Genomic DNA, 13,935 nt, shown 5'->3' on the forward strand with positions numbered 1-13,935 from the left:
CTATTTCTTCCTTATTTTGAGACACTTTATTCTGTATAATTACATTTGGAAGTCATAGATCTAAATAAAGTAAGCATTCAAAATAATATTATTTCGATATCCTCTTAATCCATAACACAACAAAAAACCCCGAAAACATAATGCTTTCGGGGTTTTCATTCAAGCGTTTAATTACTTCAATGTAACCTTTGCGCCTACTTCTTCCAACTTAGCTTTGATAGCTTCAGCTTCTTCTTTGGAAGCCTGTTCTTTCAGAACCTTAGGAGCGCCGTCTACAGCTTCCTTAGCTTCTTTCAAGCCAAGACCTGTTACTTCACGAACAACCTTAATAACTTTGATCTTTTCAGCGCCAACGTCTGTCAATTCAACGTCGAATTCTGTTTTTTCTTCAGCTGCTGCTGCAGGGCCAGCTGCTACTGCTACACCAGCTGCTGCGGATACGCCGAATTCTTCTTCTGCTGCCTTTACCAAGTCATTCAGTTCTAATACTGTAAGTTCTTTTACAGCTGCAATAATTTCTTCAATTGTCAATTTTGCCATTTTAAAGCACCTCCGATTAATTTTTGTATATACCTGATTTTATTAAATAGGTAATTTTTTTTGTTAGATTATTCTGCTGCCGCATCTTTCTTTGCGATCTGATCGATAACGCGTGCGAAAGAGGACATAGGGCTCTTGAAGCTGCCCAAAAGCTTGGAAAGCAACACTTCTTTGGAAGGGATATCAGCAACAAGCTTCATGCCTTCAGCGTCATATACAACGCCTTCAATTACACCAGCTTTAAATTCCAAAGCTTTTGCATCTTTCGCAACCTTATTCAGGATTGCTGCTGCTGCAGTTGCTTCGCCATAGCTGAATGCGAATGCACTAGGGCCGGACAGATACTGATCCAAACCTTCAAACTGTGTACCTTGAATTGCAAAGTGCACCATTGTGTTTTTGTAAACTTTATAGTCAACACCTGCTTCTCTCAACTGCTTTCTAAGAACTGTGTCCTGATCAACAGTCAAGCCTCTTGCGTCTACCATAACTACGGAAGCCGCTTTTTCCAGCTTTTCTTTGATTTCATTAACGACAACCTGTTTTTGTTCAATCTTTGCCATGTTTACACCTCCTTAAATCCTTTATAGATAAAGAAAGCCTCTTTGCACATAGACAAAGAGGCTTATAGCTCAATTTCAGCAATCTCCTCGGCAGGATTTATGCAAAATGCACCTGCTGTCTACGGCACTATTCGGTTTTTTCTTTTCAACTTGTTTATTATACTAAATAACCAAGCATCCGTCAAGAGCTTTCTTCGAGATTACTCAGAAATTTTCGCAGGGTTAACCTTTACACCAGGGCCCATTGTTGTAGATAAAACTACACTCTTTAAATACTGACCCTTTGCTGCGGAAGGTTTTGCTTTTATGATAGCACTCATCAGCGTCTGGAAGTTTTCTTCCAGCTTCTCGGAACCAAAAGATACCTTGCCTACGGGAACATGAATGATATTTGTCTTGTCCAAACGGTATTCAATCTTACCTGCTTTAATATCGTTAATAGCCTTTGTAACGTCCATAGTTACAGTACCAGCCTTGGGGTTAGGCATCAAGCCTTTGGGACCCAAAACACGGCCTAAACGACCAACAACACCCATCATGTCAGGTGTTGCAACAGCAACATCGAATCCAAACCAGTTATCATTCTGGATTTTGGGGATCAAATCTTCTGCTCCTACGAAATCTGCGCCAGCTGCTAAAGCTTCTTCTGCTTTATCACCTTTTGCGAATACCAATACACGAACTGTTTTGCCTGTACCGTGTGGAAGAACAACAGCACCACGAACCTGCTGATCAGCATGTCTGCTGTCAACACCCAAACGAATATGCGCTTCTACTGTTGCATCGAACTTTGTAACAGATGTTTTCTGAACCAAATCGATTGCGTCATTTGTATCGTAAAGCATTGCCTTATCAACGAGTTTTGTAACCTCGTTATATTTTTTTCCTCTTTTCACTTTCGTGACCTCCTTATGTGGTAATATCGGGAGAATTCCCTCCCACTTCTGCCGTCAAATCAGTCGGCTATTATTCTTCAACAACGATACCCATGCTTCTTGCTGTACCGCAAATCATGCTGTATGCAGTATCAATATTGGCTGCATTCAAGTCAGGCATTTTCAGCTCTGCAATTTCCATAACCTTAGCTTTGGAAACCTTAGCAACTTTTGTTTTGTTAGGTACACCGGAACCGGATTCAATACCGCAAGCCTTCTTCAAAAGAACTGCTGCAGGGGGTGTTTTTGTAATAAAAGTATAGCTTCTATCCTGATATACAGTAATAACAACAGGGATAATTAAACCTGCCTGAGAAGCTGTTCTTTCATTAAATTCTTTACAAAAGCCCATGATGTTTACACCATGCTGACCTAACGCAGGACCAACAGGAGGAGCGGGTGTTGCCTTCGCTGCTGGAATCTGTAATTTGATATAACCTGTTACCTTCTTTGCCATGATTGGCACCTCCTATAAATGTGGTAATTAGCGGGGATTTTCCCTCCCACCTGGCGGCTTACCGCCTTATGAAACGTTGACTTTAAATCTTGGTAATCTGAGTGAAATCAAGCTCAACCGGTGTTTCTCTGCCGAAGATGGAAAGACTGACCACAACGATTTTCTTATTGGTATTGATTTCTTTAATCTGACCAACAGAATCCGCAAAAGGTCCGGAAACAACACGGACAGGCTCGCCCAATGCTATATCCAGATTTTCCACCTCGCCACCAATACCCATTGCTCTTACTTCCATATCGGTCAAAGGCACAGGCTTGGAACCGGGGCCAACAAAACTTGTAACGCCTCTTGTGTTTCTGACTACATACCATGTTTCATCGTTCATAATCATTTTTATCAGCACATAGCCGGGAAAGACCTTGCGCTGAACAGTTTTTTTCTGTCCGTCCTTAATCTCCACAACATCCTGCAAAGGTACACTGATCTCATGAATTTGATCCTGCATGCCTCTGTTTTCAACCGTTTTTTCAATATTGGCTTTTACTTTGTTTTCATACCCAGAGTAGGTATGTACAACGTACCATTTTGATTCGGCAGATATTTTGATTTCTTCTGGCTTGTTGATTTCTTCAGACATAATACCATCCTTTTTCTACTCGATTTGTCTTAACCCAAAAGTCCGATAATCGCACTGTATCCGGCTGAGAATACCGAATCCATACAAAAAATGAGAACACCGAGAATTAGGGAAGTAACAATAACGGTAAACGTTTTCTTCGCAATTTCAGGACGGCCGGGCCAAATAATTTTTTTAAATTCAGCCTTGTACTCCGCGAAGCCATCTCTGTCACTGTTTTTCTTTACTTGCTTCGGCTTTGCTTGTTTCGTTTCGCTCGTTTGGTTAATGTTTTGCTTTTCTTCCATACGTTCACTTCCTTTGTCGGAATTTCCCCTACTTACTTTGTTTCCTTGTGTAATGTATGGGCTTTACAGAACTTACAATACTTTTTGATTTCCATTCTGTCAGGCATAGTTTTCTTGTCCTTGGTAGTGCTGTAATTTCTTTGTTTGCACTCTGTGCAGGCTAAGGTAATTCTTGTTCTCAAGCTCTCCACCTCCATTGCTGATGATATTTTTTTGTACATAAAAAAAAGACCTGCGTCTTCTAGTTCAGAATAACACAAGTCTATTTCAATTGTCAACAACAATTCATGGAAAATGCAACTTTTTTCTGCAAAATAAGCAGTAATTGCAAAAATATGTTATTGATTGTTTATAAACTCCTCTAAAGCCTCTGCCAACTGATCGGGACAGCTGCTTTTTCTCATCCCACAAGAAATTCCCTTTAATCTCTTTGAAGCCTCGTCCGGCGTCATGCCCTCAGCCAATGCTGCCAAGCCCTTATGGTTGCCATCACAGCCGCCAATAAAGGATACGTTTTTCACCACACCATCTTCCACATCAAATTCCAACTTCGTGGCACAAATCCCTTTCGTATTAAAGCTATAATGCATCCTTTATCCCCCTTGCTTTTCGAATACTGTAACAGCATATCACACAATCCGGCATAATTCAATATTTTTCAGCATCCCCTCTTGGCTTAAACTGGTTTAAAAAGCCTCTTTCTTGCTAATGCCGTTATCTAAATCCCACTTGGGTTCCCATTAAAGTTTGATTTTACCCTTTTAGAGAGCAAAAAACTCACTTTGGTTTGCGAGAAACTTATTAAAATTTAAAATGCCATTATTATAGGTAGAAAGACATCGAATTCAGCCTCATCACGCTACTTCCCCGAGGTGAAAATTTCTACCAATCAGACTTTTGGGCAAAAGTATCGAATCAAACAGCAAGCAAAGATTTTGTCGATAAAATTTGAGACATCCCTATTATTTCAGAATACTCTGAGCATAAGTAAATTCAAATTTATTGTATAATATTACATTTTTTTATGTTTTTTTCTCTGCAAATTTTAAATATCCCTTGCACATTGTAATATTTTGATATACAATAGGCTTTGTAGAATGAAGAAGGAGGTGTTTTATAATGGCTCACAAAATCGGACCTGAATGTATCGGTTGTGGCGCTTGTGCTGGCGAATGTCCTACAAGCTGTATCGTTGACGCTGGCGGTGTTTTTGAAATTAAAGCTGCTGATTGCATTGATTGCGGTACATGTGTTGGTGCCTGTCCTACAGGTGCAATTAAACCCGAATAATTTTTACTTAGAAAAGTGGGCTTTTGTCCACTTTTTTATTTTAAACTGATATAATCATTTAACGAAACTGATTTTTGAAAAGCAAACTTATAGTTTTTCATAGATTTTTTTATTTCCCTGCGTTCATATTTTCCCCAATAAGATGCCTTTCTAACGAGAAAGTAATTTGAGAATTTTTTATCATTTTTATAGGCTCCTTTCTAAAATATTTTAGGATGCATTTTGAAATGAATTATCCCAGATATTAGAGATTATTCATCAGAAAGAATTCCTATTTTATATACCATGAAATAAATCAGGTGTTTGTGTCAGCTCAGCCGTAAGATATAATGTCTTTCAATTTATAGCTGACCATATTTTTTTCCACGATCACTTTTCTATAATCTTTACTCAAAAACATAAAAACTAACCTTTTTAAACACTTCACTTGATTTAATCATGCAGGCACCTATCCCCGACTAGCAGATATCGTATTTTTATTCATTTTTATACATAGTATTTTGATTCTGCATCAAACATATTACCATCGTTTACTTTAAAAATATAAAATTTCGAGATATATTAACACACAAAAAACCCCCCTGCATTTTTGCAGGGGGTAATCTATTAGGAACCAACCTATTTTTTCATCTTCCCCATCTGTTTAACCCTTAAATAAACAGATTTAAATTGTTACATCTCAGAAATGACGCCCTTGTCATCTCGTCGATTGTTTGGTTATTATACCAAACCTTGAGCCATCATAGCAGCAGCAACTTTCTTGAAACCTGCAATGTTAGCGCCTGCTACCAAGTCATAGCCTAAGCCATATTCTTCAGCTGCTTCTACGGATACAGCGTGAATATTTTTCATAATACCTTTCAACTTTTCATCTACTTCTTCAGCAGACCAGTTGTATCTCATGGAGTTCTGAGCCATTTCCAATGCGGAAACTGCTACACCACCAGCATTTACAGCCTTAGAAGGACCAACAACCAAGCCCTTGCTCTGGATGTATGTCAATGCTTCGTTTGTTGTAGGCATATTTGCAACTTCGATGTAGTACTTTGTGCCATTGTCAATGATCTTCTGAGCTTCGTCCATGTTGATTTCATTCTGTGTTGCACAAGGCATGCAGATATCAACTTTAACTTCCCAAGGTTTTGTTTTAGCAACAAACTTGCAGCCAAATTTATCAGCATAATCCTGAGCGCGGTCACGGCCGGAAACTCTCATTTCAACTAAGAAGTCAATCTTTTCAGGTGTTACAACACCATCGGGATCATATACATAGCCGTCAGGACCGGAAATTGTTACAACTTTACCGCCCAATTCAGCTACTTTCTGGCAAACACCCCAAGCAACGTTACCGAAACCGGAAATTGCAACTGTTTTGCCCTTCATTGTATCGCCCAAGTGAGTCAATACTTCATTTACATAGTAAGTAGCACCAAAGCCTGTAGCTTCAGGTCTAATCAAAGAACCACCGAATTCCATGTTCTTACCTGTGAGAACGCCGTTTTCCCAAACGCCTTTGATTCTCTTATACTGACCGTAAAGGAAACCGATTTCTCTACCGCCAACACCGATATCGCCAGCAGGAACGTCAACGTCAGGTCCAATATGTCTGTAAAGTTCTGTCATGAAAGCCTGGCAGAATCTCATGATTTCCATGTCGCTCTTACCTCTAGGATCGAAGTCGGAACCACCTTTACCGCCACCGATAGGCAAACCTGTCAAGCTGTTTTTGAAGATCTGTTCAAAACCAAGGAACTTGATGATACCAATGTATACGGAAGGATGGAAACGAAGACCGCCCTTGTAAGGACCAATTGCACTATTAAACTGTACTCTGAAACCACGGTTAACCTGCACTTTGCCAGCGTCATCAACCCATGTTACTCTAAAAGAAATAGCTCTTTCAGGCTCTACGATTCTTTCCAACAAACCTGTTTTTTCATATTCAGGATGTGTTTCTACTACTTTCTCAATAGAGTGAAATACTTCTTCTACTGTCTGGATGAATTCGGGCTCACCAGCATTACGTTTTTTAACCTGTTCGATTACACTTGCCATATAAGCGTTCATAACTCATTGCCTCCTACATTTGTCTTTTCTTTAACTTTGTTTTATCGCTAAGACCTAAAAAAACACTTCGCCATTGAAGCATCTTTCCATAAAAAACTTGGCAATTTCTTCTTTTATTTTAACAACAAAGCATCCATTACCTTGTTTTACGTTGATATTATAACATACTTTTTTCTTTTGTGTAGGACTTTTTTGAAGTTTTATCTTTATTTTTACACAAATTTTATGCCCTAGAATTATGCAAAAAAACGTTTAATATTTATTTTGATATAATTCGCCTTTTCTGACATAAAAATACACAAAAAACGTTTAAATTTAATGAAATTTATATGCATATTATACTACCCCTGTTTTTTTAAGAAAACAATGCCTTTCTCTTACTAACATATCATCCCTGTTGTTTGAGAAGCGCTTTATTTTTTTCCCCTCTTCTGTTATCATTTCCACAAAAAAGTGCAATTATAAGAAAAAATCTTATAATTGCACAACTTTTTATTTTTTATTGAAAAAACCCATTTTTCCTTTGCTTTCTTCGCCCATTGTATCGGCCATAAACTCAATATACCTTCCTGTGCCAATTGCAACACAGCTAACCGCATCCTCAGCTACCATAGCATTAATGCCGGTCTTACTTTGAATCAGTTTATCCAAGCCGTATAATAAGCTACCGCCCCCGGTCATAACAATTCCCCGTTCGAAAATATCAGCTGCCAATTCAGGTGGTGTGCGCTCCAAAACGCCATGTACCGCATCAGAAATTGCCAATGCAGATTCCAGCAACGCTTCCATCATCTCATCTGAGGTAACCGTTATATTTTTGGGTAAACCTGTAATTAAATTTCGTCCTCTCACATCCATGCTTACAGGCATAGAACGTTCAAAGACTGTACCTATCTCAATTTTTAAATCTTCCGCTGTTCTTTCACCAATCAATACGTTATGTTTTTTCCTCATATAACGAATGATTGCATCATCAAAATTATCACCAGCAATCTTCAAGGAGTAGCTTACTACTGCCCCGCCTAAAGAAATTACAGCAATATCTGTTGTTCCACCGCCAATATCTACCACCATACTTCCGCATGCTCTGGAAATATCGATGCCAGAACCAATGGCTGCGGCAATGGGTTCTTCAATAATATGAACCCTTCTCGCCCCCGCCTGTCTTGTTGCATCCTCAACTGCACGTTTTTCTACCTCGGTTGCACTGCTTGGTACGCATACTGCGATGGTCGGTTTTACAAAAGAACGTTTTCCCAAGGCTTTTTCTATAAAATATTGCAACATTTTTTCCGTTACATCAAAATTAGATATAACGCCTTCTCTTAAAGGACGAATCGCAACTATATTACCCGGAGTTCTCCCCAGCATTCGTCTCGCTTCTTCCCCAACCGCTAAAATGCTGTTGGAATCTTTATCAATGGCAACCACTGAAGGTTCACGAATTACAATTCCCTGACCCTTGATATATACCAGCACGCTGGCTGTACCCAAGTCTATCCCTATGTTATCGCCAAAACTCATAAAATTGAACATGATGACGCTCCTTTGTCCCTCTAAACTCTCTGTATTCTTACAGTATACTGGAAACATACTGTTCTGAAAAGATGTATTTTTACAAAAAAACCATTATTTTACCTTTTCTCTAAATTTTCTCATCCAATACTGAAATCCCTTCTTTTAGCTGGGTATCTTCAGCCACAGGTATTTCCTTCGCATCTTCATACCCCTCAGGCAGTTCAACTACCTTATCCGGCGTAATTCCTGTACCGTGGATAGAAGTTCCGTTAGGTGTAAAATATTTTTGAATGGTAATGTTTAGTCCTGAACCATCAGGCAAGGTAAATAACCGTTGCACTAAGCCTTTGCCAAAGGTTTGTGTTCCAACCAATGTGGCAGCTCCCATATCCTTTGCTGCCCCCGCAAAAATTTCCGATGCGCTGGCACTGTTGCCATTTACCAAAACAACCATGGGAATATCCAAATATTTATCATCACAAATAAGCTCTTCTCGTTTTCCTTCTTTATCCTCTGTATAAACCATAAGACCCTTGGGTAAAAGTTCATCCCCAATCAAATAGACAGAACGAACCAAACCGCCCGGGTTGTTTCTCAAATCCAGAACCAGCCCCTTCATTCCTTGCCCTTGCAATTCCTTTAAAGCCGCCATAAACTGGTCGTAAGTGTTTTCTTTAAAACCACTGATACATATATATCCTTTTTCCTTATCCAGCATTCTACTTTCAACACTTTTCATTATAACGTCTTCTCGTTTCAGGGTAAATGTCTGGGTAGCCCCATTGGAGGGTCTAAAAACATCTATTTTTACTGTACTTCCCACAGGTCCCCGCATCTTTTCCGCAACATCATTCAAAGTAAGGCTGGTTACATCCTCACCATCAATTTTTTTAATGATATCTCCAGCCAAAACACCCGCCTTTTGGGCAGGGTATCCCTCCATTAAGGAATAAACAACGACGCCTCCATCTTCCGATTGATACACCGTTACGCCAATGCCCTCAAAATGCCCACCTGTGTTTTGCAGATATTTTTCTAAATAATCCTTTGTCATATAATATGTATACCTGTCTCCAACACCGGCAACCATGCCTGCAAACATGCCCTCATCCAGCATATCCTTATCCAAGTCATCCACATAATATCTATCTAAAAAATCTTCAATCACATCCATTTTCGCTGCCTTAGACATGCCGATGTCAAAAGGCAGATACTGCCAGGGTACCCACTGTTGAACAAGGGCAGTTCTTCCCACCATGGAACATACTAACATCACCGCTACCGCAGCGCCAAACCCTTTCCAAAAATCCTTTTTCATTCATTCATTCGCCTCGTTTTCCTACGACTTTCTTTTATCCTATGAATTGCCTGTGAAAAACATACCCTATCACTCTCATGAAAAAACCATCCTGCCTCGTTCTTTTTTGAAAAGTGCTCCGCAAATGCATTGCCATCGCTCTGCCCTTCCCAAAAAGCTTTTCCGCCCGGATGGTTTCCGATTTTTTATACCTGTAAATGCTTACGAATGGAGGTCACACTGCCAATTACACCTAAAAGAACGCCAAAGACCAACGCCACTGGGAATAATACGATAAAAACATCACCTGTAAGTAAAAATTGTATCATCTTAATTACAGGGAAATAGCTATACAGAGAGCTGATAACCTTTGCGTAAATGGGCATTCCTATTAATAACGGAATGACTGCCCCAACTAAGCCAATAATTACGCCCTCAATGATAAACGGCCATCTGATAAACCAATCTGTTGCACCCACATATTTCATGATGTTAATTTCAACCCTTCTGTTTACCACAGAAATTCGGATAGTATTCATAATAATCATTACAGATATAACGCCCAAAATCAGCATGACTAAAATACTGGCAATATTAAATACCTTGTTGGCCTTCATAATCAGCTCCGTTTCCGTCTGACCATGGCGAATATTGTCGATACCATCTATGCCTTTCAGCGCCGCCAATACACTACCCTGATTATCAATGCTTTCCAAAGTAATTTGGAACGAATGGGATAAGGGGTTATTTGTTTCATCCAACCCTTCAAAAATATCCTCATCTGCGCCCCAATCCTTCTTTAAGGCTTCCAGTGCATCACCGGGAGAAATATATTGCACATCTAAAACGTGATCTATCTTAGAAATTTTTGTTTTCATTTCCTCAATTTCCTGGCTGGTTGGATTGCCCCCCAAGAAAACAGAAATGCCAATGGAATCTTCCATCTGCTGTAAAATATGCTGCAAATTCGATGCAACGCAGTAAGAGAAGGACATTATGGAAATACAGGCCATTACCGCTACAATGGAAGCCACTGTCATCAGCAAATTTTTCTTCAATCCGCTAAGGCCTTCTTTTAAAAAATATTTAATTGTACTAGGCCTCATCGCTATACCCACCTTTTTTAATATCTCTGACAATTTGTCCTTGTTTTAAGGTAACAACCCGCTTTTGCATATCATCCACAATATCTCTTGCATGGGTTGCCATTACAATAGTAGTTCCCCGCTTATTGATATCATCCAATAACTGCATAATGCCCCAAGCTGTCTCAGGGTCAAGGTTACCCGTAGGTTCATCACAAATCAAAATCGGAGGATTATTTACGATTGCTCTTGCCAATGCGGTCCTTTGCTGTTCTCCACCGGAAAGCTGATTGGGATAACTTCTTCCCTTTTTCCCAAGGCCTACCAATGCCAATACTGCAGGAACATTTCTGCGAATAATGCGGCTGGGTGCCTCAATTACCCGCATGGCAAATGCAACATTTTCATATACAGTTTTATTGGGCAGCAATCGGAAATCTTGAAACACTACCCCTAAATTACGACGAAGATAAGGAACTTGGTTCCTGCTCAGTTCGTTTGTTTTCACACGGTTAATGGTAATATCTCCTGTTGAGGGTTCCAGTTCTTTTAAAAGCAGCTTAATCAGGGTGGATTTCCCGGAGCCACTTGAGCCCACAATAAACACAAAATCACCTTTTTCAATATGTAGGTTTAAATTTTCAACTCCACGGGAGCCGTTTGGATATGTTTTCGTTACGTTATTGAGCCATATCATTAACGTATCTTCCTTTCTTCCAGTAAATTTTAAAAAATATGAACAAATATTTCATATTTCGTCATTTTTCCTTACAATGCATTCTAAAGTATAGCATAAAACACCTATACGAACAACCCTAAACCACCATTCGACTTCTTGGAAATTATTAAATATTTGTTAATTAGTAATTTTCAACCCACCGATTGACCTAGAATTTATAACTTAACCCAAAATAGACAGTTCCTTCCAAAAATAAAAAAGCAGATAGTTTTCCAACGTCTCCAATGGAAAATTATCTGCTCTTCATTCCGAGTATATTTTTAATTCATCAATAAACCATCTTATCCATATAAATCATATATTTGCTTACCATTAAGGTAATCTTGAAAATAATTGCATCATCGAAATTTCTTAAATCCAACCCTGTCATCTTCTGAAGCTTATCTAATCTGTAAACCAAAGTGTTTCTATGAATATACAGCTGACGACTTGTTTCAGAGACATTCAGGTTGTTTTCGAAGAATTTGTTCACCGTTGCCAAAGTTTCGTCATCAAAATCATCCATTGTTAAACCATGGAGAACTTCCTTAATAAACATACGGCAAAGGGGCAGTGGCAGCTGATAAATCAGACGGCCAATTCCAAGCTTCTCATAATTTACAATAAACTTATCGGTCTCAAAGATTTTGCCTACTTCCAAAGCCATTTTTGCTTCTTTATAAGAACGGGAAACATCTTTTAAATCACCAACAATGGTACCGCTGGAAATATAAACACGGCTGTTTGTTTCGGCGTTTAAGGTTTCCTCAATGCTCTTGGCAAAGCGGTCAATATCATCAGCAGATTCCTTGTCTTTCAATTCTTTTACCAAAATAATACTGTGCTCATCCACAGCTGTAACAAAATCCTTAGTCTTAGCAGGGAAAACGCTTCTCACAATCTCAACCACATTCATTTCCTTATCGATATTTGTTTCGATCAAATATACAATACGGTGAACATTGTTTTCGATATGTAGCTTTTTGGCACGGCTGTAGATATCTACCAAAAGCAGATTATCGAGCAACAAGTTCTTGATAAAATTGTCTTTATCGTATCTCTCTTTGTATGCCACCAACAAGCTCTGAATTTGAAAAGAGGCAATTTTACCAATCTGGTAACCGGCCTCATCCTCACCCTTTACCTGAATTACATACTCGGGCACACCATTGTCATAGATTTTGAAATATTGATAGCCCAAAATCAACTGACTTTCTGCAGGGGAGCTAATAAAATTCTCCACAGCATCAATCTGCCGTCCAATCATGTTTTCCTCGGTTGTGGCGATTACTTTTCCTTCTTTTTCCACCACGCTTAGTTCCTTACGGGTGATGTTTTTTAAACCATCAATTGTGCTTTGCAAAATCTGATTGGAAATCATTGCCCTCTCTCCTCAAATTAGTATTTTTATTTCTCTTTATCCTGAAACATCAGCCTTTGGGTAATATAAAGACTGTAAAATATGCCGAAAAGATACCATTTCATCTATTGATAAAATAGCCTAATCCTATTTTATAACATAATCACAAAAAAATAAAGAGAAATTGCAAAAAAAACATACAAAATCTCTTTGTATTTAAATTTTTCATAAAAAGAAGCAGTTTTTTTTATTTAAACTGTCTGAGACGCTCAATTTTTGTTCCGAATCAGATACAATAAAAACAAATTTATACTGTTATTTTTTACTTTTGCATCATATCTTCCCCTAAAACTTCCCGAATATCAGTGACAAGGAAAATTGCATTTCGGTCAATATTCATGATAATACTTTTGGCTCCTTGGATCTCTTTTTGGGAAAAGATACAAAAAAGAATTCCCCTTTCGTCGGCACCAAGGTTTCCTTCTCCACAGAATTTGGCGGCATCTCTTGCCAATCTTAGGTTTAATATGCTTGCAATATCTTGTGCATTCTCAGAAATAACAATTGCAGCTCTTACAACATCACCGCCTTCTAATACCCATTTTGTACATCTTTCGGTAATAAAAACAGAGAGTATTGCATATAAGCCGCTAATTCCGCCAAACATGAGCATACCTGCCGAAATAACCACTGCATCCATAATGAATATTTTTTTGGAAATAGAGGGTCTAGGCCAAATCTTTTGCATCAAGTATGCGGCTAGATCAACCCCCCCCGTTGTTCCACCACAGCGTAAAACCAAACCAATTCCAATGCCCACCAATGCACCACCGTACACCGATGATATCATATAATCCCCTGTGTAAAAGGTAATATCCTGCACCAAAAAGAGCATCAATGAAAATAAAAGAGAGGTCAAAATTGTTTTTCCAACAAATCGACCTCCCTGCATCTTCCAAGCAGCAAGAAAAAGAGGAAAGTTCAATACAGCATTCACCAACCAAAGGGGTGTGGGAAACCCAAGCTGTGCCGAAGTAAAAGCATTGAGCATAATACCGATACCTGTTACACCTCCGGCAACCAAATGGGCCGGCTCTAAAAAGCATTGAATGCCAATGGCCATCAGCAGTGTTCCGCAAATACTTAATACAATATCCTCTATTTTCTTTTCATACATAACA

16 protein-coding genes and 1 other annotated feature are annotated in these 13,935 nt (G+C 38.9%); of the genes, 1 reads left to right on the top strand and 15 read right to left on the bottom strand.

Annotated elements, in window-relative coordinates:
• Positions 1-171: 171 nt before the first annotated feature.
• From rplL to CPRO_RS12710, 8 genes are all read right to left on the bottom strand, one after another.
• Positions 172-531 (bottom strand): 50S ribosomal protein L7/L12, encoded by a 360-nt coding sequence (gene rplL / locus CPRO_RS12675; RefSeq protein WP_066054056.1) that lies wholly within the window; start codon positions 529-531, stop codon positions 172-174.
• A 77-nt stretch (positions 532-608) separates the two neighbouring features.
• Positions 609-1,103, bottom strand: a complete 495-nt coding sequence (gene rplJ, locus CPRO_RS12680) for a 50S ribosomal protein L10 (protein ID WP_066052526.1) — start codon at positions 1,101-1,103, stop codon at positions 609-611.
• Positions 1,104-1,124: 21 nt separating this feature from the next.
• Positions 1,125-1,246: a sequence feature (ribosomal protein L10 leader region), on the bottom strand.
• Between the two features lie 57 nt (positions 1,247-1,303).
• A complete protein-coding gene (rplA, locus tag CPRO_RS12685; RefSeq protein WP_066052529.1) occupies positions 1,304-1,999 on the bottom strand; it encodes a 50S ribosomal protein L1 in 696 nt (231 codons plus the stop codon).
• Between the two features lie 70 nt (positions 2,000-2,069).
• Positions 2,070-2,495, bottom strand: a complete 426-nt coding sequence (gene rplK, locus CPRO_RS12690; RefSeq protein WP_066052532.1) for a 50S ribosomal protein L11 — start codon at positions 2,493-2,495, stop codon at positions 2,070-2,072.
• A gap of 82 nt (positions 2,496-2,577) precedes the next feature.
• On the bottom strand, positions 2,578-3,132 hold the full coding sequence (gene nusG / locus CPRO_RS12695; protein WP_066052535.1) for a transcription termination/antitermination protein NusG: 555 nt from the start codon (positions 3,130-3,132) through the stop codon (positions 2,578-2,580).
• Between the two features lie 29 nt (positions 3,133-3,161).
• Positions 3,162-3,419 (bottom strand): preprotein translocase subunit SecE, encoded by a 258-nt coding sequence (gene secE / locus CPRO_RS12700; RefSeq protein WP_082754363.1) that lies wholly within the window; start codon positions 3,417-3,419, stop codon positions 3,162-3,164.
• 32 nt (positions 3,420-3,451) lie between these two features.
• The gene (rpmG, locus tag CPRO_RS12705; protein WP_256149453.1) at positions 3,452-3,616 is read right to left on the bottom strand and encodes a 50S ribosomal protein L33; all 165 of its coding nucleotides are present in this window, start codon (positions 3,614-3,616) and stop codon (positions 3,452-3,454) included.
• Positions 3,617-3,757: 141 nt separating this feature from the next.
• Positions 3,758-4,009, bottom strand: coding sequence for a TIGR03905 family TSCPD domain-containing protein (locus tag CPRO_RS12710; protein ID WP_066052540.1), 252 nt, complete (start codon positions 4,007-4,009; stop codon positions 3,758-3,760).
• Positions 4,010-4,538: 529 nt separating this feature from the next.
• On the opposite strand from CPRO_RS12710, the gene CPRO_RS12715 reads away from it, so the two are divergent.
• Entirely contained in the window at positions 4,539-4,709 is a 171-nt protein-coding gene (locus tag CPRO_RS12715; RefSeq protein ID WP_066052542.1) for a 4Fe-4S binding protein, read from the top strand.
• Between the two features lie 720 nt (positions 4,710-5,429).
• Here CPRO_RS12715 and gdhA read toward each other — a convergent pair.
• The 7 genes from gdhA to CPRO_RS12750 form a co-directional block, all read right to left on the bottom strand.
• Positions 5,430-6,776 carry an NADP-specific glutamate dehydrogenase gene (gdhA, locus tag CPRO_RS12720; RefSeq protein WP_066052544.1) on the bottom strand — a complete coding sequence of 449 codons (1,347 nt, stop codon included), beginning with the start codon at positions 6,774-6,776 and terminating at the stop codon, positions 5,430-5,432.
• A gap of 492 nt (positions 6,777-7,268) precedes the next feature.
• Entirely contained in the window at positions 7,269-8,312 is a 1,044-nt protein-coding gene (gene mreB, locus CPRO_RS12725) for a rod shape-determining protein MreB (protein WP_066052547.1), read from the bottom strand.
• Between the two features lie 109 nt (positions 8,313-8,421).
• A complete protein-coding gene (locus tag CPRO_RS12730; RefSeq protein ID WP_066052550.1) occupies positions 8,422-9,612 on the bottom strand; it encodes a S41 family peptidase in 1,191 nt (396 codons plus the stop codon).
• A 185-nt stretch (positions 9,613-9,797) separates the two neighbouring features.
• Positions 9,798-10,697, bottom strand: a complete 900-nt coding sequence (gene ftsX / locus CPRO_RS12735) for a permease-like cell division protein FtsX (protein WP_066052552.1) — start codon at positions 10,695-10,697, stop codon at positions 9,798-9,800.
• Positions 10,687-11,373, bottom strand: coding sequence for a cell division ATP-binding protein FtsE (gene ftsE, locus CPRO_RS12740; protein WP_066052554.1), 687 nt, complete (start codon positions 11,371-11,373; stop codon positions 10,687-10,689). The genes ftsX and ftsE overlap by 11 nt, the downstream gene beginning before the upstream one ends.
• 310 nt (positions 11,374-11,683) lie before the next feature.
• Positions 11,684-12,775, bottom strand: a complete 1,092-nt coding sequence (locus CPRO_RS12745; protein ID WP_066052558.1) for a PucR family transcriptional regulator — start codon at positions 12,773-12,775, stop codon at positions 11,684-11,686.
• A 301-nt stretch (positions 12,776-13,076) separates the two neighbouring features.
• Positions 13,077-13,931, bottom strand: a complete 855-nt coding sequence (locus CPRO_RS12750; protein ID WP_066052561.1) for a YitT family protein — start codon at positions 13,929-13,931, stop codon at positions 13,077-13,079.
• Positions 13,932-13,935: the final 4 nt, after the last annotated feature.

The organism is Anaerotignum propionicum DSM 1682, from assembly GCF_001561955.1.
Taxonomy (GTDB): Bacteria; Bacillota; Clostridia; order Lachnospirales; family Anaerotignaceae; genus Chakrabartyella; species Chakrabartyella propionicum.

What these genes read in the sequence shown, in the direction of transcription:
- rplJ (WP_066052526.1), bottom strand. Translation starts at nt 1,103, where the DNA reads ATGGCAAAGATTGAACAAAAACAGGTTGTCGTTAATGAAATCAAAGAA.
- rplK (WP_066052532.1), bottom strand. Translation starts at nt 2,495, where the DNA reads ATGGCAAAGAAGGTAACAGGTTATATCAAATTACAGATTCCAGCAGCG.
- nusG (WP_066052535.1), bottom strand. Translation starts at nt 3,132, where the DNA reads ATGTCTGAAGAAATCAACAAGCCAGAAGAAATCAAAATATCTGCCGAA.
- secE (WP_082754363.1), bottom strand. Translation starts at nt 3,419, where the DNA reads ATGGAAGAAAAGCAAAACATTAACCAAACGAGCGAAACGAAACAAGCA.
- rpmG (WP_256149453.1), bottom strand. Translation starts at nt 3,616, where the DNA reads ATGGAGGTGGAGAGCTTGAGAACAAGAATTACCTTAGCCTGCACAGAG.
- CPRO_RS12710 (WP_066052540.1), bottom strand. Translation starts at nt 4,009, where the DNA reads ATGCATTATAGCTTTAATACGAAAGGGATTTGTGCCACGAAGTTGGAA.
- CPRO_RS12715 (WP_066052542.1), top strand. Translation starts at nt 4,539, where the DNA reads ATGGCTCACAAAATCGGACCTGAATGTATCGGTTGTGGCGCTTGTGCT.
- gdhA (WP_066052544.1), bottom strand. Translation starts at nt 6,776, where the DNA reads ATGAACGCTTATATGGCAAGTGTAATCGAACAGGTTAAAAAACGTAAT.
- mreB (WP_066052547.1), bottom strand. Translation starts at nt 8,312, where the DNA reads ATGTTCAATTTTATGAGTTTTGGCGATAACATAGGGATAGACTTGGGT.
- CPRO_RS12730 (WP_066052550.1), bottom strand. Translation starts at nt 9,612, where the DNA reads ATGAAAAAGGATTTTTGGAAAGGGTTTGGCGCTGCGGTAGCGGTGATG.
- ftsX (WP_066052552.1), bottom strand. Translation starts at nt 10,697, where the DNA reads ATGAGGCCTAGTACAATTAAATATTTTTTAAAAGAAGGCCTTAGCGGA.
- ftsE (WP_066052554.1), bottom strand. Translation starts at nt 11,373, where the DNA reads ATGATATGGCTCAATAACGTAACGAAAACATATCCAAACGGCTCCCGT.
- CPRO_RS12745 (WP_066052558.1), bottom strand. Translation starts at nt 12,775, where the DNA reads ATGATTTCCAATCAGATTTTGCAAAGCACAATTGATGGTTTAAAAAAC.
- CPRO_RS12750 (WP_066052561.1), bottom strand. Translation starts at nt 13,931, where the DNA reads ATGTATGAAAAGAAAATAGAGGATATTGTATTAAGTATTTGCGGAACA.